This window comes from Rhodococcus zopfii NBRC 100606 = JCM 9919 (assembly GCF_001895025.1).
GTDB lineage: Bacteria > Actinomycetota > Actinomycetes > Mycobacteriales > Mycobacteriaceae > Rhodococcus > Rhodococcus zopfii.
Genome location: NZ_BCXI01000052.1, coordinates 1 through 19,912 on the forward strand (window position 1 = coordinate 1; position 19,912 = coordinate 19,912).

Annotated in this window: 20 protein-coding genes; 12 read left to right on the forward strand and 8 right to left on the reverse strand. The window is 67.1% G+C overall.

Annotation, left to right across the window (positions count from 1 at the left end; all coding sequences use genetic code 11):
- Positions 1-186: 186 nt before the first annotated feature.
- Together RZ1_RS25875 and RZ1_RS25880 are read left to right on the forward strand one after the other, a co-directional pair.
- Positions 187-1,332, forward strand: coding sequence for a hypothetical protein (locus tag RZ1_RS25875; RefSeq protein WP_139281981.1), 1,146 nt, complete (start codon positions 187-189; stop codon positions 1,330-1,332).
- Between the two features lie 61 nt (positions 1,333-1,393).
- Positions 1,394-2,056 carry a restriction endonuclease gene (locus RZ1_RS25880; protein WP_072815493.1) on the forward strand — a complete coding sequence of 221 codons (663 nt, stop codon included), beginning with the start codon at positions 1,394-1,396 and terminating at the stop codon, positions 2,054-2,056.
- Positions 2,057-2,263: 207 nt separating this feature from the next.
- On the opposite strand, the gene RZ1_RS25885 is transcribed toward RZ1_RS25880, so the two are convergent.
- Positions 2,264-2,824: a helicase associated domain-containing protein gene (locus RZ1_RS25885; protein WP_072815494.1), complete on the reverse strand. Its 561-nt coding sequence runs from the start codon at positions 2,822-2,824 to the stop codon at positions 2,264-2,266.
- Positions 2,825-3,051: 227 nt separating this feature from the next.
- Between RZ1_RS25885 and RZ1_RS25890 the strand changes: the two genes are divergently transcribed.
- Positions 3,052-3,525, forward strand: coding sequence for a hypothetical protein (locus tag RZ1_RS25890; RefSeq protein ID WP_139281982.1), 474 nt, complete (start codon positions 3,052-3,054; stop codon positions 3,523-3,525).
- Positions 3,526-3,571: 46 nt separating this feature from the next.
- Here RZ1_RS25890 and RZ1_RS25895 read toward each other — a convergent pair whose 3' ends face one another.
- From RZ1_RS25895 to RZ1_RS30730, 4 genes are all read right to left on the reverse strand, one after another.
- A complete protein-coding gene (locus tag RZ1_RS25895) occupies positions 3,572-4,654 on the reverse strand; it encodes a site-specific integrase (protein WP_238072290.1) in 1,083 nt (360 codons plus the stop codon).
- The gene (locus tag RZ1_RS25900) at positions 4,651-5,487 is read right to left on the reverse strand and encodes a hypothetical protein (protein ID WP_072815497.1); all 837 of its coding nucleotides are present in this window, start codon (positions 5,485-5,487) and stop codon (positions 4,651-4,653) included. The genes RZ1_RS25895 and RZ1_RS25900 overlap by 4 nt, the downstream gene beginning before the upstream one ends.
- Before the next feature lie 191 nt (positions 5,488-5,678).
- Positions 5,679-6,983: an ATP-dependent DNA ligase gene (locus RZ1_RS30725; protein ID WP_072815498.1), complete on the reverse strand. Its 1,305-nt coding sequence runs from the start codon at positions 6,981-6,983 to the stop codon at positions 5,679-5,681.
- A gap of 50 nt (positions 6,984-7,033) precedes the next feature.
- On the reverse strand, positions 7,034-7,333 hold the full coding sequence (locus RZ1_RS30730; RefSeq protein WP_169918123.1) for a hypothetical protein: 300 nt from the start codon (positions 7,331-7,333) through the stop codon (positions 7,034-7,036).
- Between the two features lie 1,035 nt (positions 7,334-8,368).
- Here RZ1_RS30730 and RZ1_RS25920 point away from each other — a divergent pair.
- A complete protein-coding gene (locus RZ1_RS25920; RefSeq protein ID WP_072815501.1) occupies positions 8,369-8,791 on the forward strand; it encodes a hypothetical protein in 423 nt (140 codons plus the stop codon).
- A gap of 123 nt (positions 8,792-8,914) precedes the next feature.
- Positions 8,915-9,166, forward strand: coding sequence for a hypothetical protein (locus tag RZ1_RS25925; RefSeq protein WP_072815502.1), 252 nt, complete (start codon positions 8,915-8,917; stop codon positions 9,164-9,166).
- A gap of 174 nt (positions 9,167-9,340) precedes the next feature.
- On the opposite strand, the gene RZ1_RS25930 is transcribed toward RZ1_RS25925, so the two are convergent.
- Positions 9,341-10,525, reverse strand: coding sequence for a tyrosine-type recombinase/integrase (locus RZ1_RS25930; RefSeq protein ID WP_072815503.1), 1,185 nt, complete (start codon positions 10,523-10,525; stop codon positions 9,341-9,343).
- 277 nt (positions 10,526-10,802) lie between these two features.
- Between RZ1_RS25930 and RZ1_RS25935 the strand changes: the two genes are divergently transcribed.
- Positions 10,803-11,333 (forward strand): hypothetical protein, encoded by a 531-nt coding sequence (locus tag RZ1_RS25935; protein WP_139281984.1) that lies wholly within the window; start codon positions 10,803-10,805, stop codon positions 11,331-11,333.
- Positions 11,334-11,359: 26 nt separating this feature from the next.
- On the opposite strand, the gene RZ1_RS25940 is transcribed toward RZ1_RS25935, so the two are convergent.
- Complete coding sequence (locus RZ1_RS25940; protein WP_072815505.1) at positions 11,360-12,199, reverse strand: DUF6884 domain-containing protein; 840 nt, start codon at positions 12,197-12,199, stop codon at positions 11,360-11,362.
- Between the two features lie 785 nt (positions 12,200-12,984).
- On the opposite strand from RZ1_RS25940, the gene RZ1_RS25945 reads away from it, so the two are divergent.
- Positions 12,985-13,848: a hypothetical protein gene (locus RZ1_RS25945; RefSeq protein WP_072815506.1), complete on the forward strand. Its 864-nt coding sequence runs from the start codon at positions 12,985-12,987 to the stop codon at positions 13,846-13,848.
- Positions 13,849-14,009: 161 nt separating this feature from the next.
- Here RZ1_RS25945 and RZ1_RS25950 read toward each other — a convergent pair whose 3' ends face one another.
- Entirely contained in the window at positions 14,010-14,522 is a 513-nt protein-coding gene (locus RZ1_RS25950) for a hypothetical protein (RefSeq protein ID WP_072815507.1), read from the reverse strand.
- Positions 14,523-14,715: 193 nt separating this feature from the next.
- On the opposite strand from RZ1_RS25950, the gene RZ1_RS25955 reads away from it, so the two are divergent.
- The 5 genes from RZ1_RS25955 (at position 14,716) to RZ1_RS25975 (ending at position 19,878) form a co-directional block, all read left to right on the forward strand.
- Positions 14,716-15,330, forward strand: coding sequence for a hypothetical protein (locus tag RZ1_RS25955; protein ID WP_072815508.1), 615 nt, complete (start codon positions 14,716-14,718; stop codon positions 15,328-15,330).
- Positions 15,327-17,294 (forward strand): type IV secretory system conjugative DNA transfer family protein, encoded by a 1,968-nt coding sequence (locus RZ1_RS25960; protein ID WP_072815509.1) that lies wholly within the window; start codon positions 15,327-15,329, stop codon positions 17,292-17,294. Before RZ1_RS25955 ends, RZ1_RS25960 begins: the two co-directional genes overlap by 4 nt.
- 263 nt (positions 17,295-17,557) lie before the next feature.
- The gene (locus tag RZ1_RS25965) at positions 17,558-18,925 is read left to right on the forward strand and encodes a conjugal transfer protein (RefSeq protein ID WP_083583922.1); all 1,368 of its coding nucleotides are present in this window, start codon (positions 17,558-17,560) and stop codon (positions 18,923-18,925) included.
- A gap of 134 nt (positions 18,926-19,059) precedes the next feature.
- Complete coding sequence (locus RZ1_RS25970; RefSeq protein WP_072815511.1) at positions 19,060-19,401, forward strand: hypothetical protein; 342 nt, start codon at positions 19,060-19,062, stop codon at positions 19,399-19,401.
- A 114-nt stretch (positions 19,402-19,515) separates the two neighbouring features.
- On the forward strand, positions 19,516-19,878 hold the full coding sequence (locus tag RZ1_RS25975) for a hypothetical protein (RefSeq protein WP_139281986.1): 363 nt from the start codon (positions 19,516-19,518) through the stop codon (positions 19,876-19,878).
- The last annotated feature ends 34 nt before the right edge of the window (positions 19,879-19,912 follow it).

Genomic DNA, 19,912 nt, shown 5'->3' on the forward strand with positions numbered 1-19,912 from the left:
GGTGAGTGGTGTTGGTCGGCGGGGGTTGGGTGGGGGCTTTTCGCAGGTGTTTCAGGTGGAGAAGGGGGGTGATGGGGTGTGCGCGGTAAGCCCCCGTGTGGAGGGTGCGTTGGTGGGGGCCTTGTGGCTGGAGTGGCTGCTGGGTTCAGTGCTGGCGCGTTGGACGTGATGTGAGGAGTGGTGTCGGTGCCGGAGTACGTGGAGAAGGCGTCTGAGTCGGGTCTGGAGTTGCGGCTTCCGATGACGCGGAAGCGGCGTGCGGCGGCTGCACGGCGGGGCAATCAGGGGATCTCGTCGGGGACGGTGCGGCGGCACGGGTGGCGGCGCACGGCGGCGGATGAGCAGTTGCTGGAGTTCGCCGGCGCGTTCGGTGCGATCACGTTGCGGCATGCCGCCGAGCATTTCTATGGCGGGGTGTGGGAGACGGCGCGTAAGCGGGTGCAGTTCATGCGGGAGGCGGGGTTGTTGGAGCGGTCCGACAACCTGCGGTGGGCGGGGACGGTGCTGTATCCGACGGCGGCGGGGATGGCGGCTGCGGCTGCCCCGGGGTTCCCGGACCTGCGCGCGTTGGTGCCGTCGGAGGAGCGGATGCTGCACCGCTTGTTGGTGGCGGAGGCGGCGCTGCGGATGCGGGCGCGTGGGGTGCGGGTGGTGTCGGAGCGGCAGATGCGCGCGGTGGAACGCGCGACCGACAGTGGGGAGGCGGCGGAGGCGTTCGCGCGGCTGAGTGGTGTCGCGGCGGCGGGGTCGGCGGCGGGGGAGGAGTTCGGTGTGCGGGTGTCGCCGACGGTCGATGGGACGGGTCGGGCGCGGTGGTTCGGGGTGCCGGTGGGGGCGGCGGGGGAACTGCATTGGCCGGACTTCGCGGCGATCGTCGGTGGGCGGATCGTGGCGGTGGAAATGGAGATCACGCACAAGGAGCGGTGGCGGATGCTGCAAGTGCTGCGCGGCTACAAACTGTCGATCGAGGCTGGTCATATCGCGCAGGTGCTGTGGGAGGTCACCCCGGATGTGCAGATGCAGTTGGAGGGTCGGCGCAGTGTCGATGGGTGGGATGACGGGTTGCTCGCGGACCTCGGTTTCCTCGAGTCCGGACAGGCTCCGGACTGGTCGGTGAAGGGCCGGCCGATGGTGGTTCGGTCGGCGCAGGGACGTGATGACGGGGTGCGGTACGCGCTGTCGCAGAAGACGCTGCCGCCGTCGCTGCGGTGCTCGTACCGGTTGTGGCGGCAGTGGCTGCAGGTGTGGGAGCGGGACGACTCTGCGTTGGAGTTCGAGGAGTGGTTGATGCGGCCGCGGACATTGGCGCGGTTGCGTGACTTGGTGTCGTGAAGACGTTCCAGTCGGTCTGTCCAGCTACAGTGACCCGCCAACACGGGGAGATCGGACAGCTATGGAACCTGAGATCGAATTCATCACTTCGGCGGAGCAGGCCGAGAACAATGCCGCGAAGCGGATGCGGGAGATGGGGTTCTCCGATGCTGGGGTGACCGCTGGCGGGCCTGATGGAGGCATTGATGTGCAGGCGTGGAACGCGGTCGCTCAGGTGAAGTGGAAGTCCGCGCAGACAGGTCGGCCGGAGCTGCAGAACCTGTACGGCGCTCGCGGTGTCGACCACTCCAAGCAGATGCTGTTCTTCACCGCATCTGGATACACGCGGGAGGCTGTCGAGTATGCGGACAGCACGGGGATGGCGTTGTTTGCATATGACCCGACCGGCGCGGTGCGCGCGGCGAGCCGTGCGGCCGAGGCGCTGCTGGCACCGGCCTCGCCGTGGGCTGCCGCGGCAGGGCCCGCGTCGTATGACCCGGACCCGTTTGTGTCGGGGCCGACCAGGTCCGCCGGATTCTCGCCGACCCGGGCCCGGGACCGGAGCCCGCGGCTCGGAAAGACCGTGACTGTCACGATCGTGCGCCTCGCGATTCTTCTCGGTCTCGGGTTCGTCATGACCGTGACGAGTACGGATTTCTGGTTCATCGGGGTGGCTGCGCTCATTCTGATGATCGGTTGTCTGGTGTGGTGGGGGATCCAGAAGTTCCGATCTCCGAGCCGGTGATCGCGGCTCTCGCTTGGAGAGCACATCTGCGCGAGAAGCGTGCCTTTGGATCACCGTCTCGGTGTGACTGGGCACTGATGTGAGATGGCCCGGACCTTGCCGGGGGAGGGAAGGTCCGGGCCACTCGGTCGCCACGCAAGGGGGAGGAGTGTGGCGACCAGCCCGTCATCGTTCCCACGGGGGACAGGAACGAGGACGGGAGTCTGGCTACACCGGTTTGGTGTCGGTGCGTGAGTCCACTGTCGCAACCGCCTTCTCCAGGTGTTGCAGATCGGCGTTCGGGGCTGCAGCGAAGCCGCCGCGGCGGTCCGAATGGGCGATGAACCCGAGCTTGGAAAGTGCGTTGAGGCGGTCCGGGTCGGTGAGTTTCCCGGAACGCAGTTCCTTGCGGCGCGACTGAACCCACATCCCGAGTGCGAAGCCGTCGCCGGTGACGTGGCGGCGCGGTACATCGGCGTCACCGTGCGCGGCGACATACGTACGGAGGTGGTCGAGTCCGTGTTCCCACTGCTGCTGGTGCAGAGATGTAGGGCCGCGGACACCGCGGCGGCTGGTGGTTTCGAATCCTGCGGCGCGGAGTCGGGCGAGGCGTTCGGGGGTCAGTGCGGCGTTGCCGGAGCGGAGGGCGGTTCGCTTGTGGGCGACCCAGCTGCCGAGTGCGAACCCGCAGTCCGGGCACACCCACGATCGGGGAACGTGCCCGTCACCGCGCTGGTCGACGTAGGTACGAAGGTGCGCCAGACCCGTCTCGAACCGCTCTTCCCTCATGGCCGCAGACGGTAGAGAGCACCTTCTCCAGGTCCCGCCGCAGAAGCAGGCAAGCTCCGTGTGGCGGTGGCGGTCGGCACGGTCCACTCCTGTAACAGCGCAGGGCGTGAATGCGACACCATCGCCGGTAGTTGGAAGGTGCGGCGCCGCTGCGTCTGGTCGAGACAGGCAGTTGATTGGATACGACAGGTCTCATCGGGATCGCCCTTTTCGGATTGGGCTTGGTCGTGACGGCGATCCTCGCTGTTCGTTGGGGCAGGCGACTCGACGCGAAGGACGCCGCCGACGTAGATCACCGCGAAGCGGACGACCGCGAAACGTTGGATCGCATCCGGAACGCCGAGACCTTCGGACATCCGCTCCCACCGGTGGCCTCGCTCCGAGCGGTCCTACCGGACCCGCCGCAGCACCATGCCTGGGAGATTCATGTTCAGTACGACGCGGTGGGAGTGCCGCACGTGGTGTTGGCGCTACTGACGTTGCCGGGTACGGCGGTCGTCGACTCGGTGTGGTTCGACCTTTATCAGCGTCGGGACGGTGGTAGGTCGCAGCAGCCATGGGCCGCGTACTACCGTGCACTTCCCGGTCACGACGATGCGTTGCGCGAATTCAAGCATCAGGTCCTCGGTCCGCTCATGGATTGGGCGCGACTGGCCGTCTACCGCATCGAACGGCCGGATGACTACGAGATCCGTGCGTGAACTGATGCATCGCCCACGCGGGCTTCAACAGCATCGGTAGAGCGGGCTATCCGTCCTCGACGGTGGCGAGGAGTCCTTGGATGCGGGCGAGGAGTTCGTTGGTGCGGTCGTCGAGGTCGTCGAAGGTCGGCTCGAGGTCGGCCATTGCTTCGGCCGAACCCCGGCGTGCGGCGAGGCCGGCTTCGTAGCGGGTGGCGATTTCCTCGCTGGACAGGTCGGCTGGCTCGACCTGGTCGGCGGTGGTGGCGTCGTCTTCGGTGATGGATTCGACGACGTCCTCGACTGCGTCGGCCCAGCCGTCGTCGAAGAACTTCACCTGGCGTTGGTCGCGGGTGCGGGTGCTACCTGTGAGGTGTGCGGTGAGGATGCGGGTGATCGCGCGGCGAGATAGTCCTGCTTGGCCGGTGTTGGCGTGGCCCCACTTGTCGAATGAGGGCAGCAGTGGCCCGTTGTGCCGGATCGCGGGGAGCAGTTGGAGGCCGGTGACGGTGTCGTCGGTGATCGGAGTGGCGGTGGTGAGGGACTCGCCGAGCCACCGGTTCGACGGGGTGCGGTCGGTGAAGGCCTGCAGCCTGGCCCATCGCAGGTACACGGCGACCGGGTCGGTGCGCGGTGATTCGTCGGGGTCGTGGTCGACGAGGATGCCGTGACTGGGGATGCGGAGGGTGCGGCCGTCGAAGGTGATGTCGCTGCGTTTGAGGCGCCCGATCTGGATGGGGGAGAGGCCCAGGCGGCAGGTCAGGGTGAGCAGGAGGGCGTCGCGGCGACCGAAGAGACCTCCGGGCCAGCCCGTGGTCGGCAGCCGGCGGATGACGTCGTCGGCGGCGTCCCGCAGGTCCGGGCGGGGCCGGGTCCGGCGGGTCAACCGCTTCCGCAGTGCCTGTGCAGTACCCGGCGCCGGGTACCCGCAGCGGGTGTGGACGGAGTTGATCGCGGCGATGCGTCGGCGCTGGGTGCCGGGTGCGGCGGGGTTCTCGTCGAGGTACAGGGCGACCGTGATCGGGTCGGCTGGCATTCCGGACAGGTCGACGGCGTTGCACCAGTCCGCGAACAGCTGCCAGTCGTACCGGTATCGATCGACGATCGCGACTGTCGGCACGAAAATGTCGGTGCTGTGGGAGCTCATCATTGCGTGATGCTCGCATCGGCCTGGTCCTGCTGCGTGGGGCCGAAGTCCGTGCGTGGCAGCTGCATGAGCGCGTCGGTCACGAGCTTCTCGACGTGGTGGGCGAGTCGTGAGAAAGGCCCGTGCCAGATCCGGATAGCGTCCTCAGGCCCGGGAAAGTCTGTGGCTAGTTCGAGCTCTTCGCCGTTCGCAGCCTGCATCGACCATGTATGTGACTGAGCTCCAACCCACTCGACCAAGCGCACCGCTTCCTCCAGTACAGAGTGGAGGTCATCCGTGACCACGGAGAAGGCCGCTGACTGAATGTCCTGCAGCATCGACCGCACAGCATCCACGTGCGGCTTCAAGGTATCGAATGCGGTGGGATCACTCGGCAAAGAGTCAGCCTTCGGGGGACGTTTGCCCTTCGAGCGCTCGTCGTCGTACGCCATGAACGCGAAGTCGGACTCGAGCATCTGCGCTGTGAACTGCCGCAGAGCGGGGAGCAACCCGACCACTGTTGCCCTGTCTGCCCGCAGCGTCGCCTCCCGAAGCTGCTCACGGTGAATGCGATCTGCATCAATCCTGGCCGCCTCCGCATCGACCCGAGCCTGCTGGCTCTGCCGCAGAGCCACAACCACGGCGAACACAGTCCCGGCGCCGGCGAACCATCCGCCTGCGGCAGCCCATCCGTCGGCAGTCCACTTGCTCGGATTGACGACGTCCCAGAGCAGCGTGAGGCCGATGACCACAGCCGCGGTCGAGGCGACAAGGCATGTCGTCAGCTTCGCGATGTCGCGGGTGGACAGCGGCCAGCGGGCGAGGGTGGCGCGGTCGGGGAGTGGTTCGTCAGTCACCGGTGAAGGTTATCCAGGGTCCGCGACAGGTCCGACCTACTCCGACTGGGTGCCAGGGAGTGGGCCGATGTGCTGGTCGTGCGGGTTGTTGGGGCGCCTTGCGCAAGCCGAGGGTGACAGTAGCGGGTTCGGCGCGGAAAGCCCCCGGCACCGGGTGGTGTCGGGGGCTTCTGGCGCCGATCGGGTGAGGGTCAGACGGTCTTGTTGGTGCCTGCGTCGGCGAACTGGTCGAGCAGGCACTCGGCGGGGGCCTTGTCTTGGCGCTGGCGGATGAGGCGCGGCTGGACCATTCGCGGGTGTTCGGGGTTGGTGACGTAGAGGAAGGTCACGACCCAGACCTGGCCGACCTCGACTGCGCCTTTGCCGATGGTGGACGCGGTGCCGATCTGGACGAGGTTCCCCTCGGCGTCGTGGACGGAGAGCTCCGCGGAGTCCTTCACCTGGTGCAGTGCGGTGACGACGACGTCGACGTCCTTGATGAGCTTGTGCTTGACCAGCAGGGTTGAGCGGCGACCGGACTCGTAGGTTCCGCAGGAGTGGCGCAAGATGATGCCCTCGCGCTGCTCGGTCACGGCGGCGGCGAGCATGTCAGCCTTCGCCTGCGCGGTCACCGCGACGGGCGCGAGCACCACCGGGCTGCCCTCCGGGGCCTTGTCGACGGCGGGAATGCCCAGCACCTTGGTGAGGATGGTGAGCGTGTGGTGGCGGACCGGGAACCCCATCGACTCCCGCGTCCAGGTGTTGACGCCGTCGGTGGCGACAATGAGGTCGAACAGCACCAGGACGCGACCCACCACTTCACCGTCGAAGACCCAGCGACCGGAATGCAAGGCAGTGAACGGATTCAGGTGCGACGGTCCGACGTTGCGGACCTTCGCCTGACCCTGGCGGTTGAGGACGCGAATCTCGCCGTTGTCGACTTCGATGACGACGCGGTCGCCGTCGTACTTGAACTGGGCGTACCAGTCGTCGGAGTCCATCGCGTCCGCCACGGTCGCGGCGGGCTGCACGGAGGCCAGCATCGGTCGCACCGGCAGCGAGGGCATGGTGTCCTCGGCGACCGCGGGCTCCCCGAGGAACACGGTGGCGGTCAGAGCCTCGACAGCGAGGGCGGTGAAGTCGTCGCGGCGGGCGTCCATCTCGACGGCGGCGACCGGCTCGGTGACGATGCCGACGGCATCGCCCTTCTGCAGACTCTCCACGAGCTTGTCGAGCACCGTGAGGTTGTCCGCGGTGATGACGGTGCTCGTCTCGACGGCACCCGAGCGCACCGGCTCGTAGCCCTTCTTCACCTTGCCGGCGAACTTGGCTGCGGCGGCCTTCGCTGCCGCCTCGGGGCTGGCGGTCTCGACGATCTTGGTGAAGGTGCCCAGGGTGCCGTTTCGGCCGTACTGGGAAACCCATGCGGAGTCGAAGGTGAAGGTTCGGTAGAACTTGTCGTTTCCGGCGCGCGGGTCGATGTAGACGGCCTCGTTGATGTGGGCGGTGGTGGTCACTGCGGGTCTGTTTCCTTCCGGGGGTGGGGTCGATGTGCTGGTCGTGGGGGTCAGGACGCTTTGAGCAGGCCGACGGTGTGGGCCAGGCCCTCGATGTCGTCGCGGTCCTCTCTCGTCTGGATGGTTGGGTTGACGATCGTGACCGGCAGTTCCGCGTCGAGGTAGAGGGTTCCGGCCTCGGTCTCGACGCTGACCATTCCGGGCATGACGTGCGACGGTTCGACGGTGCCGGTGACCTGGATGCGGCCGTCGTGGTCGCCGACGATCACGGCGCCGGTGATGTGGGCGAGCTCGGTCGGCGCAATCTCGATGTGCGCGACGGCGGCGGGGCTGTAGGAGTGGGTCGTCATGGTGTCCTCCTGGTCGTCGGTGCTGGTCTGGGGCAAACGTAGGAGTGGGCCGGTCCAGGTGTTTCAGCACGACAATCCATGAGTCGGTCCGGGTGTGGCCGGCCGTCGGTAGGTTGCGCAGATGGCTCAGTTCACGAGTGACCCGGTGCGGACCCGTCAGCGGATCGCCGAGCTCGACGAGTACATGGCCCGCTCGGTGTACGGCAGGAACGGTTTCGTCTGCGACTCGGCCGCACGGTGCCGCCGAGCGGCGGCGGACAAGGGTGCCGACTTCTACGAGGGACAGCTCTCCCACGTCGGACTTCACTACGACCTGTTCGATGACGGTGTCCCACTGCGGGTTCTGGTGCTGGGGATGGAGATGGGACGACCGGACCGGACCGGGGTATTTCGCTTGAGGCGCGGCGCCTTCGGCAGGACGAGGCGATTGGGATGCGGTTCGGCGCTCGGCACGCGCACATGCTCGGTACGACGAGTGCGCTGCGTGTCGCATTCGGTCGGGCTGGGCGACGACCGGGCCGGTGAGCTGCTGCCGCTGTCGAACGACCCGGTCCCGCAGCACGTCATGCAGTGCTACGCGCTGGTCGACAAGCGCCTGTGCTCGGCGGTGCGGGCGGGCGAGTCAGCGAAGGGCCGCCGGTTCCAGGCCTCGGGGGTGCCCGCGATGGACAGGGCCTGCCTGCCGCACCTCGCCGTGACGGTCCGGATCCTCGAGCCCACCCTGGTGATCCTGCAGACCAAGAGTCTGCGATCGCGCATTGGGTCCCATCTCAAGCACGTGGAACTAATCGATCCTGACATCCCGGATCTTGAGTACGCCGAGTTCGCCGGGGTGCCAACCGTGATCGCAAATTTCAGTCATCCAGCTGCGCAGGCGCCCTACAACTGGGGCCAGCTCGCACCGGAACAAGTACGCGATGGACGTCGTGGAGCCGACGCTCTCGGCGGCTCGCGAGTTCGTCCTGGGGTAGACGGCCAGCGGACTTGGCTCCCGCTATCCCTGCCGACTGTGTTTGTGCTGCTTACACTGCCGTCATGGGTGAGCCCTGGGCCGACCATGAGCGTCTCGTCGACGCCGCTGACCTGTTCGCGGAGAAGGTCGACGTGCTGCTCGACCGTGTCGTGGACAGCACCATCGGGCCGTCCACCGCTCATTCCCCGGAGCAGTTGCGCGACGACAGCGCGGCGCGGCTGCTGACACGGATCGCGATCGAACACCGCGCCGGCGTGGATCCGGCCTTGGATGTGCAGCGCGCTCTGCGCGCGGGGATGACGTGGGATCAGATCGGCGGTGCGGCCGGGATCGGGGCGGACGCTGCGCGTGCACGCTGGTCGGCCGGACAACCGGCCGATCCTCATCCAACGCCTGAGCCCGTGCCGGTGCCTCCTGAGCAGGCTCGGCGTCGCCGGCCAGGACGCCGTCGCGCGGGCGATGACCAGCAGATGTCGATGTTCTGATCCGACCTGCTGGCGCAGGTTGACTCCTCGCTGACTGGTGAAACACGTGGAGAAGACGTAGGGGATGGTCAGCGGCAAGCTCGGCGGCCCGACCGAGCGGTCCCGCGCCACATCGGAGGTTCCATGCCTGTCACACCCGCGTCTGCCCAGATCCCCGAGGTCAAGCCGGAGGCGCCGCCGTTCGTCCCCGACTTGGTTGGTGCGCTGAGCCCGGTGTGGTGGCTGCTGCTGGTGCTCGCTCTCGTGGCCTTCGCCGCCGGTTTCGCGTCGTACCGCGGTCTGATCCGGCTGTCGATCAGCTCGGAATTCCCGCTGCTGTTCGGCGGCCCGATCGTGGCCGGGTTGGCGATCTGGGCGCTGAGCTACGGCACGTAGCGGCCCGCGCACATCTTCACGAGAAACGGCAGATGGGCTGCTCCGAGACAACTCGGCGCAGCCCGCCTACTGTGGGGAACCGCTGCAGCCCCCCGATCAACGGTCGACAGCGGGTTGGCGTAGAACTCAATTGTGCGCCGGAAGTCAGACCGAGGAAACCCCGGCCGCGGCAGTTCAGCGGGCGAAGCGGGTGACGGCGTTGCCGGTCAGTGGGTTGTGCTCGCGGGCGTAGATCCCGACGGTGGTGGGGGAGGCGTGCCCGGTCTGCCGTTGGATCTCGTGAGGTTGGGCGCCGTTGCGGAGGGCTTCGGTGACGAAGCCGGCGCGGACGGAGTGGCCGCCGAGCTGCGCGATCTTGGCGGGGGAGAGTCCGCCGGCCTGGGCTGCCCTGCGGTAGGCCGCGTGGATGGCCTGCCCGGACAGTGCGGTGTCGCCGAGGTTGCCGTTGACGCGGATCGGCCGGAACACCGGCACGTCGATGTCGGTGAGGTCGGGGTGGGGGAGGTGGCAGACGTGGCCGGTCGGTTCGTCGTCGGTCCGGAGCAGTCGGATGATGCCGGGTCGGCCGTCGGCTTGGTGGGCAGCGAGGACGTCGAGCCAGCGGCGGTACGTGCAGGGCCCACACACGGTGTGGGTGAGAGCCACCGGTGCAGCTTTGACCAGGCCTTGGCCGGTTTGGTCGGTCTTCGAGCGGCGGACCCGCATGTGGAGGCCGTCACTGGAGTGGATGGTGACGTCGCGGATCTGCAGGTCGGACAGTTCGGAGCGGCGGAACGCGCCGAGGAAACCGAGGAGCAGCAGCGCGGAGTCGCGGCGCTCCCGCATCCGGGTCTGCCAGGTCGATGCCTGCGCTCGCAGGGTGGTGACGATGTGCTCGATCTCGGCGAGCTCGAGCGGGGCGACCCGTTTGACCGGGCGGTCGCCGGCGGCCGCGTAGGTGCGGCGCAGACCGGCGATCGTGTCCTTGACGAGCTGGAAGTCGCCGGGTCCCCGGTGGTCGACCGCGCGGTGCCAGTAGTTGATCGAGGCAACCCAGCGGGCGAGGGTGTTCATCGAGTAGGCGCGCTCGCCGGTCTCGGTACGCAGGTCAGCGCAGTCGGTGAGGTAGTCGGCGACGACGGCCGGGTGCGCCGGTATCGAGATGTGGCCGTGGGTGGTGCACCACGCGGTGAACTTCTCCCAGTCCTGCCGGTAGTTCCGGGCCGTCGATGGGGAGTGCCGCTGCTCGAGCGCGGCGATAATGCGGGCCTTGGCGTCGGGGGACAGCACTGGAGGTGTCGGCGTCGAGCTGCGGCCGACTGCCGTGGCGGCCAGTCCGCTGATGACGATGGCCTCGCCCGGCGTGGTCTCGGTCGTCATCACCTCTCCTCTCCTGTTCGGAGGGAGCCTACTGAGGATCGCCGACGATTCCGTGTATCCGCAGCTCATCCCCCTTGTGCTGAGGTCGGAGGTGAGTCAGCCGGGATCAGGCTGGCGAGAACGCTCAACCGGCCGGCGAGATGCGTGGTGATGCGCGGCGCGTTGTCCAGGTGGGTGTGCGGCCGGGACAAGGGTTGAGTGCGGCGTAACACCAAGGGGTCTGGGGTAGACATTCCAAGCAAGAAATGTGTCCTGCATCACACTTCAAGGGGTCGGGATGTCAATCCGAAAGCTTGGACTCACAGCAGTGGCCGCGATTGCGGTAGTCACCGCCTGCAGCAACACCGGAGGCGAGTCCACGCCAGACGCGGGGACGGGTGTTAACCACCCAGACGCGACCTCTGAGGTGACGACCTCCGCCGAGCCGGCGACAGCGAAGTTCGGGGAGGCATTCACCTTCCGGAACGGCCTAGGGGTGGCGGTCAGCGTTCCCCAGCCCTTCACTCCGAGCGTCAGCGCCGCGGGCTTGGAACCCGGAGACCAGGCCGTGGTCTTCACGATCACCATCGTCAACGGGTCGACCGAGAACTACGACCCCGCCCTCTTCTCGACCAGCCTGCAGAGCGGAAACAGGGAAGCGAGTGAGATCTTCGATACGCCGAATAACGTCGGGGGTAGCCCGAGCACCGCGGTGCTGCCCGGGCGGGAATCCGAGTTCCAGGTCGCGTACAGCGTCACGAATCCGACCGACCTTGTGATGCAAGTCAGCCCTGGATTCGAGTACCGGGACGCGATCTTCACCTTCTGACCGATCTGGCACGCGAGATCACTTCCTCACCCCGCGACCTGCTCAGGTGGTTCGCCCGCGGCGATGCGGGCGAGGCGGTGCTGTTGTTCGCCGATACTCCGGGTGGCAGCAAGTGGAGTGCGGGCGTGTGGCCAGACCTGTTGGGCAAGCCGGGTGTAGTCGCGGCTGGCGAGGATCACGACGTTGGGATGGCCGAGGAGTCCCTGCTGATCGGCCTGCTCCTCAAGCTGCTCTGCGGTGATGGATCCGGGTCGGCCGAAACGCAGATCGTACGGGGCGATGATCTGGTCTAGCGGCAGCAGGCCGTGGAGGGCGCTGACGATGCGGATGTTGTCGCTGCTGGTGAGGGCGTCGGCGGCGCGGCGGGTGAGGCGGTGGTAGCTGCCGGTGTACATCTCGCCGGCCGGACGGGGGAAGGCTGCTTTGGTGGCGCCGCAGGGCACGATGACCAGCGGGTCGCCCTGCTCCTCGGGGTAGACCGGGGTGATCCCGAGGTCGGCTGCAGCGGCCTGTCGCTGCAGGTCGTGGGCCACGTGGTCGGCGATCGTCCACCGCAACCAGTGCCAGCCGGGCCGTTCCGAGAGCTTGAACTCGCCGTGGCGGTGGCCGGCGGTGATGAATGGGGTGTTCCAGAGCTGGACGTCGGTGTTCGGGAGGGTCATCTCGACCTGGTCGTGGGGTCGCCAGAGGCGGGTGTGGAGCGGGCCGATCGCGCGGGGGATTCCGATGTACCGTCCGCCGGTGGCAGGGCCGATTCCGGGCAGCGATTCCACGAGCCCGACCTGCATGATCAGGTCGGCGCCCGGGGACGGCGGGGTCAGGTCGGGGTCGTCGTAGTCGTAGGTCGGGCGGAAGTGCGGAGACATCGGGGTTCCTTCGACGGTCGGGGCGGTTGAACTCGTCGAATGGTGCTGAGCAGGGGTGCGGGGTGTTGCAGTTCTGGGCGTGGTCGGCGCAGGTAGAGGGCACAATCGTCCGCATTGCGTCACAGTGACGATTTCGGCTCGAACCGATAGCGGGACAGCCTGCGTGGAGCCGGTTGGGGAGGGTCGCGTGCGTCGTTTGGCGCGCGAATCGGGGGAGTCGACGGCCGACGCGGCGGGTGTTGACTGCCGTCAACGAGGACCCGATATGCGCCGGAATTGTCCGTATTTGGGCCGCGCCCAGGTCACCGCAAGGGCCGAGAACGCCCTCGCCAGCCGCCCCAGGTAAACGAATCGATGTTGGCGCTAACTGTCATTAGCGCTACTCGCGCCACCAAAATGGGCCGCTACTCGAAATGACGGCCTGTGAGACGCCAAAAGCCCAGGTCACGGAACTTCACGAAACGAGCGGACTCCGCGCTCTCATCCGGCCGTCACAGACAACGACCTACCCCCATTAACTCATCTACCTGCACATTCACGCCGCATTTCCATCACGACGACGAGCCATCTCCTGGTGTCAGGGGAGATCCGCGACGTTCTGCTACTTTCGTGAGCTAGAGCCACGTTGCATGGCTGATCCCGACGCTGCCGACAGGTGCCCGCATCACCACCCGGCCGCGCCTGAGGGCAAGGTCCACCGGATCTGCAACCCCCCTTGAAGACCGTCACATCGTCCGTGGCGGCGGATGCGGGGCGCCGCGACGACCATGTGATCGGAGCCCGCCATGACGAAGAACTCGGCCCGCAAGAAAGCCGCCCGCGCCTATCAGGCCGCGCACCCCGAGACCACCTTCCCGGAAGCCATGCGCGCCGTTGCCCGCAGCGCAGACCCCACCTCTGCAGTCGAAGAGACATCGCTCCTGCAGCCCTCCCAATCGGGTGTCGACCCGAAGGCCCGACACACGGCGATCGAGGTATTGACCGCACTTGCGCTCAGCACCCGAGAAGACGGCAGTGCCATCGATTTCGCCGACGAGCTCGCCGGCATCCTCGCCTCCGTCACCGCGAACGTCGGATCAGTCGAGCGGCTGCTCATCGGGCGGACGGGCTCCTGGGAATCTGACCTCGTCGCCCAGCTCGTCAACGGAACAGTCATGGAAGAGGACCTTCCGCGACGACGGACCGCGCCTGTCCGTGTGCTGCTGGACGTGGACCAGTACTGGTACAACTCAGGCCTCGAAGACGTCTACATCGAGGACGTCGACGCGATCGAACAACTCCTCAACCACCACGCAGACGACCGAGAACGAGAACAGCCCCCTGTTGACGAACTCGACACCATCGCCGAACTCGACGACGACGACCGAACGGCCTACATCGCTGCGTGGACCCGCCACGCCCAGGAGGCCGCAAGAGAACTCGGAGTCGAGGCGCCGATCACCGTCGTCGTCGCAGAAGACACTCGCGCCTACACGGACATCGATCCTCTCGCCGACCGCATCGAACAGCTCGCTCATGCGCGGACCCCTCACCCTGTCGTACCCGAACTCGGGACACTGGTGGGGTCGATGAAGCACCCGCCGGAGGCCCTTGCAGCGCGCATCCGGGCTGCCGGGCGCAGCTATCGAAATCGGGCCGCGAGCGCTTGAGTTCTGGTGGTGACACCTCCCGACGCTCTTGATGAGCAACTCCCGACGGAGAAGTTCGGGTCGTGATGCGACCGCCGACAGGTCGGTGGCGCATAAAGCACGAGGTCCTCGAGATGACTGTCATCTCGAGGACCTCAGAACTATGGGACAGCCTGGGGCTGTCAGCAGGTCACCAGGAAGGAGAAGATCGCGTTGGCGTTCCGAGGGGAATCCTCCTCAGCCAGCTTCAGCTGCACGTCGCCGGTGCCGTCGATCTCAACTCCGTTCATCCCCCAAGTCACAGACTCCGTGCGTATCGGATTCGTGACGGGCTGTATCTCCGGCGCGGTCAGTACGACCGTCTCGGTGGCACCGTCGATCTGGACCTGAATGTCATTCGGGAAGACCACATCCGCCTTCAATGACGGTCCCGTTCCCTCGCATGTGACGGACGCAAGGGCAGGGGAGACGTTGTCGAACCCGATCTTCTTCTGCTCCTTGTTCCAATTCACTTCCAGCATGACGCGCCCGTCGACCTGACTCACTGAGCCAGAACGCGTCGCGGAGGCGGCGGTCGACGACCCGGTCCCCGATGCCGCTTCGCTCCCGTCATCGTCGGATGAACCGCATGCCGCGACACCGATCAAGCACAGCGCAGCGAGCGCACTTCCTGCGTACGTCTTCATCCGGGTCACGACCGTTTCCCCAACCTTCCGCGGCCGCCGTACTTCGGCGGTCTTGGTTCGAAAACTACCGGACGAGCGATACGGCCTCTCGGATGCAACACGACTCCCTGTTGCATCCTGTGCCGGTCGACTCGCGCGCGCCGGGGCCTGGAGAAGGCGTTTCCGAGACTGCTTCCGACCGCATTCCGGTGAAGGGAGCACGATGTCCGACGAGGACGGCTACGACGAGGACCCTGGGTCGTCAGGGCGATCCAACGAAACGTCTGCAGGACTACCGATCGCGGCCCGCGCCCTGGCGGTGCTCGTTCCGATCGTCACGGTTCCGGCGACGATCGCAGTGACTGCGGTGTCATTACTCGTCGTCGAGCGGCGACGAGTCCGCGGGCGGTGGTGGGCAGCCTGGGCGGCCCTGAGTTTCCTACTCGGCGTCCTCATCTCCGGTTCGGTACTGGCCTGGGCGCTCCAGCCTCTCCGACTTCCCGCGTGGCTCATCACATCTCTGGCTGGCGCATCGCTGGCCGACGCGGCCTCCGGTGTCGACGGTGATGTCGGCGCCGCGCTGCGGGACGTCGCGACGTCGACAGCCGGCGCCGCGGTACTCGGGCAGCTCCTATTCGCCTTGCCTGTCGGCTTCGCGGTCACCGCGGTGTTCACCCGGGTGCGCCGATTCAAGCGGGAGAAGCTCGGCGAGATCGAAGGACCCGAGTTCTCGAACTGGCGGCCTGTCGGCGTCCTCGATCGGATGCGTGCGCGCCGCGTCACCGAACAGATCCGCGCCGGCCATCACACCATCGCACCGACCGAGGCGACCACATGACACTGAATCCGATCTCTGCCACGACCACGCTGCTTCGCCGGCACGGCCACGATGCGGGGCAGGTGGCCGTCGGCATCGGCCGATACGGTCACCCCGCCGTATGCGACCTCGACACGTTGAAGCTGCCGGCGCTGGTGCTCGGCGGGCCCCGTACCGGCAAGACACGACTCGCGAATTCGATGAACGCTCAGCAGGTCCGGGTGACCGGTGGCGGCGCGTGCATTATCGATTTCAAGGGCGGCGACGACATTCCCTCCTACTGGGCGGAGGTCGCGCAGCAGGAGAATCGGGCGTTCCATCACTTCACGCTGAACGAGAAGTCCTCCGGCGCCTACCGTCGCCCACACCCGTACGCGCGCACCCAGCCCTCGTTCTACGACCCGCTGGTGCGCGGCAACGGTGACAGCAAGACCGCGATGCTCCTCAATTCGGTGGACCGTGACGGCGACGCGGCGGCATACCTGCGGACAGCCGAGGATGTCGTGATGTTGGCGTTCGACATCGCCGACCTGACTGGGTTCTCCGCCGGCAAGGGCGGGCTCGAGACGCTCACCGCGATCCTCGACCCGGCCGCCCTCGACAAGGCAGCCAACCAGCTGACGGTCGACGCGGTCCTTCGCGCGCATCCGTCGATGGCCGATGTCGATGCCCGACGCCGCGTCAACGATCTGCAGCAGCGGGTCGCGGAGATGGGGCAGAAGACCCGCGGGGCGGGCAATCTGCTGGCCGGGGCGATCGGGGACAGCCAGACGCTGATCTCGAAGTTCGCGAACTCGTCGGCGCTGGGAGGTCGAATGCGCCCGGGCCGCGATGCGACCGACACGATCGATCTCGTCCGGGCGGTGTTGCAGGGCGAGATCGTCGTGTTCTCGCTGCCGTCGAACGACTACCGAAGCCTGTCCATTCTGGTGTCGACGATGGTGCTGCTCGATCTGCAGAACACGACCTCGACGCTGCGGAAGAACATCGCCGATGTCCGGAGGCTGACCGGGGATTCCTCCCGCAAAGCTGACGCGACGCCGTGGAAGCCGTTCGTGGTGCAGGTCGAGGAGCTCGGGTCTGCGAAGTCGACGGCGGCCGCGGCCGCGTTGCTCGGGCTGCTCAACAAATCGTCGAACGAGGGCATCCGTGTGGTCCTCTCGTCGCAGGGCTGGGGTGACTTCGTCGCCGTCGACGGCACTGGCGTGTGGGCGAACCAGGTGCTCGAGCAGGTCTACAACCTCTTCTGTTTTCAGCTCGGATCCGACGCCGACGATCAGGCCGTCTGTGGGTTCTCGGGACAGGTCGACAAACGCAAGCCACGGATGAAGCACGAGATCGACATCGGTGGCAGGTGGCGGCTGTGGTCCGGCGCCCGGTCGATGAACTCGGGCATGACCGATTCCGTCCGGGAGACTCGCATTCCCCTCGGAACGCTGCAGGAGCTGAACAAGGACGACGCGACCGACACCCGCGAGTTCATCTGGATCGCGAAGACGCCGACGCTGAGCGCGGTGCACACCGTCAACGAGGGGCCGAACATGTGGTTCGAGCCGCTGCGGTTGGTGACCGTGCTCGAACCTCCGAACCGGCACGATTTCTTCGGCGATCCGGCCGCGGTGGAACAGGCCGAGGCCCTCCGTGACGAGGTGCTCGACAAGACATGGGAGCGGGTGCGGTCGGACGCGGTGCTCGCTCACGTGCTGTCGGCGGATGCCGCTTCGGTCGAGGAACCTACGCGCGAGGCCGCGGCGGTGCCCGTGCTGACCGCCGCCGAGGATCCGTGGGCCGTCGCGGCGCCACCGCCGAGGAGAGTGCAGCAGGTTTCAGAGCCCGTCTCCGGACATCCGGGCGATCCCGACGTGCCATTGCCGCCAGACCCTGGTCCGGACCCCTGGGACGAGACGGACAGCGAGTGGGGGCTCGACCCCTGGGATAGCGACCCCGATCGCGGCCAGGCCGAGGTGGAGAAGCACGGAAGTTGAATGTGCCCGCGCAGTGAATTGACCACGCCGCCCGACGCCACCGATCTGTGAGGCCTTGAATGTCAGCTCCCACCCCGCCGCCCGGGTATCGGCCCGTGCACCCGCTTCCGGGTTACACGCCCGCGCCGGCCGATCCGCACGCAGCGTCGGCTCCTCCTGCTGTCACGCCGACCATTCCTCCGGTCCCAGAACGCAGGCCGCCGCGCAGGCCGATGCCGCCCGCACAGGTAGCTGCCCCCGGGACGGCTGGAGCTGCCCCTCGCATGCAGGAACGCCCGACGCGGCCGCGCCCAGCGCCGCCTCGGGCCCCGACTGAGCCGCAACCCGAGCCGGCCTACACCGCTACGCCGGACACCCCGCCCGCGAAAGACAAGAAGACCGGTAACAGCCTGCGCGGGCGAGCAACGGCCGCGTTCTCGGCCGTGCGCGGAGACCACGAGCCGGCGCCAACGTACGACGGCTCCGCCAATGCCGACTTCGATGTCCCGCCGATCGGTGGACGTCCGTCCCACACGAAGAGCCGACAGTGGGCGGTGCGGCTGGGTATCCCGGTGGGTGTCCTGCTGTTGGCGGCGGGCACCACGTTCACGGTGGGGGTGAACATCGGATCGTCGCGTGTCCCGGCGCAGGGCGCGATCTCGCAGAACGAGGCGCTGCGATTCCGTCTGTCGTCGTATCCCGTCGAGCAGGCAGCGGTGTTCGGTCAGCAGTACCTCAACATCTGCCTGACCCGTCCGGCTGCCTCCGACACTGCCGCGGTCCGCACCCGCGGTGAGGTGTTGGCCCGGATGGCGACGAGCGGCACCGAGTCGGGCTGTGGCTACTCCGGTACATCGACAGCAGAGGCGGAGAAGCCGGAAAGCATCGTCTTCACCGGACAGATCAGCTCGGTGCGCGAGGGCTACACCGAAGGGGCCGCAGCGTATTTGACGTACCAGGTGGCGTACGGCGCGGAGAAGACCTTGGAAGCGGTCGTTCCGGTGTGGGTCAACGATCGCGCAGACCCGACGATGATGCGGGTCGTCGGCAATGTCGGTTTCATGCCGGCGCCCCGGTTGGGTGCTCCTCCCGCCTACGCCGAGACCCGAGCCAAGGACGCCCAACTGGCGACGCAGCTGCGCGATCAGGTGCTCTCTCCGTTCATGCAGGCGTGGGGATCGTCGGATGCCCAGCAGCTCAATCTGACGTTGACCGAAGACGCATCGTTTGCGGCCCGCGCTGGACTGCGTGGCTTGTTGGTCAACCCCGCGGTGGAGAAGGTGACCGTGTACACGGCCCGGACAGAGTCCGGCGGCACCATCCACTACCAGTCCGGCGACGAGGTTGTCGCCGAGACCACCGTGGAGTGGACCAGCGCGATGAGCACGTCGAAGCAGGCTGGCACGTACCAGATCCGGCTGCGGTACGTGCAGGGGAAGTGGGCGGTTCTCGACGTTACGGGGTCCGCCTTGGATCCCTCTGGGGGACCGGTTCCGAACAGCGGCGCAGCCGCGTCGTCATCGGGTGCGCCCGACAGTTCGTCACGCAGTGGATCGCCTTCGACCTCGTCGTCGCCAACGCCTGTGCAGCCGCAGGAGCCGACGCAGGCCGCGTCCGTTCCGTTCGATCCCGCAGAGGTCCCCAGCGCGTAATCCCCAGGAAAGTCCCTCGTAGAACGCCAATTTCGGCGGACGTTCGGCTCAGGTGGAGAACCCATGCGAGATCGTGCAGTCGCCGCGACTGGCCCGCCTGGCGGGTGCGGCCCTCACGAGAAAGGAAGCACAGCATGTGGGATCAGGTTCTGGCGTTGTCGGGAGACCCGTCGACCACTGTCGTCGCACAGCAAGGGTGGGACACGGTCAATGGCATCGGTGAGAACGTCCGCGACAATCTCCTCCTCATCGGCAGCACTCTGCTGACCGTCTTCGGGTCCATCCTCGCCGTGAAGATCGGTGGCTCCGGCAAGGGCAAGATGCGCGAGCGCATCGGTGACGTCGGCGTGTGGGTCTTCGCCGGGGTCTTCGCCGGCCTGGTCACCTTCATTCCGGGCCTCGCCACCTCGCTCGGCAAGGAGACCGTCCAGTCCGGCACCACTGGTGGCGGGGTATCCGTGGTCGACGGACAGTAGGGCCTCGCGATGTCCGCCGGCGACAACTCTTCCCGAATCATCTCCCATGACTGGACCAACCTGTTTCGGCACCGGTCCCGTCAGTTCTCGTTGGACGAGTTCCGTCTCCCCGGCGTGGACTGGGTCGGAGCAGGTGTCGCAGGCGGAACCGCGCTGTCCGTCGGGATCGGCACATCGCTGCTGCTGTGGCTGCTCGGAATCGGCTGGTGGTGGATCGGACTGCTGGTCGGCGTCGTAGCTGGCGGCGCGGCGTACACGGTGGTGGCCAAGGACACCGAGGGGCGGGTCACGCCGCTCGAATCGACCACCCTGTGGGTCGACTACCACCTGTTCCAGCCCGCGATGCTGCAGGGCACCGGCAAGGACGAGTACCCGACTGATCTGCACTGGCAGGTGATCCTCTACCGCCCCGAGGACATGCCGGACTACAGCGACAGCTTTCCCGCACCCGCGCCCTACGGCACCTACCGGAAGTAGCCTCCCGTGACATACATCTTCATTGGCGTCCTCG

Excerpts from the sequence above, each read along its gene's own strand:
- RZ1_RS25925 (WP_072815502.1), top strand. The coding sequence starts at position 8,915 with ATGCCTGTCACACCCGCGTCTGCCCAGATCCCCGAGGTCAAGCCGGAG.
- RZ1_RS25940 (WP_072815505.1), bottom strand. The coding sequence starts at position 12,199 with ATGTCTCCGCACTTCCGCCCGACCTACGACTACGACGACCCCGACCTG.
- RZ1_RS25885 (WP_072815494.1), bottom strand. The coding sequence starts at position 2,824 with ATGAGGGAAGAGCGGTTCGAGACGGGTCTGGCGCACCTTCGTACCTAC.
- RZ1_RS25935 (WP_139281984.1), top strand. The coding sequence starts at position 10,803 with ATGTCAATCCGAAAGCTTGGACTCACAGCAGTGGCCGCGATTGCGGTA.
- RZ1_RS25920 (WP_072815501.1), top strand. The coding sequence starts at position 8,369 with ATGGGTGAGCCCTGGGCCGACCATGAGCGTCTCGTCGACGCCGCTGAC.
- RZ1_RS25930 (WP_072815503.1), bottom strand. The coding sequence starts at position 10,525 with ATGACGACCGAGACCACGCCGGGCGAGGCCATCGTCATCAGCGGACTG.
- RZ1_RS25970 (WP_072815511.1), top strand. The coding sequence starts at position 19,060 with ATGTGGGATCAGGTTCTGGCGTTGTCGGGAGACCCGTCGACCACTGTC.
- RZ1_RS30730 (WP_169918123.1), bottom strand. The coding sequence starts at position 7,333 with ATGACGACCCACTCCTACAGCCCCGCCGCCGTCGCGCACATCGAGATT.
- RZ1_RS25955 (WP_072815508.1), top strand. The coding sequence starts at position 14,716 with ATGTCCGACGAGGACGGCTACGACGAGGACCCTGGGTCGTCAGGGCGA.
- RZ1_RS25880 (WP_072815493.1), top strand. The coding sequence starts at position 1,394 with ATGGAACCTGAGATCGAATTCATCACTTCGGCGGAGCAGGCCGAGAAC.
- RZ1_RS25945 (WP_072815506.1), top strand. The coding sequence starts at position 12,985 with ATGACGAAGAACTCGGCCCGCAAGAAAGCCGCCCGCGCCTATCAGGCC.
- RZ1_RS25960 (WP_072815509.1), top strand. The coding sequence starts at position 15,327 with ATGACACTGAATCCGATCTCTGCCACGACCACGCTGCTTCGCCGGCAC.
- RZ1_RS25895 (WP_238072290.1), bottom strand. The coding sequence starts at position 4,654 with ATGATGAGCTCCCACAGCACCGACATTTTCGTGCCGACAGTCGCGATC.
- RZ1_RS25965 (WP_083583922.1), top strand. The coding sequence starts at position 17,558 with ATGCAGGAACGCCCGACGCGGCCGCGCCCAGCGCCGCCTCGGGCCCCG.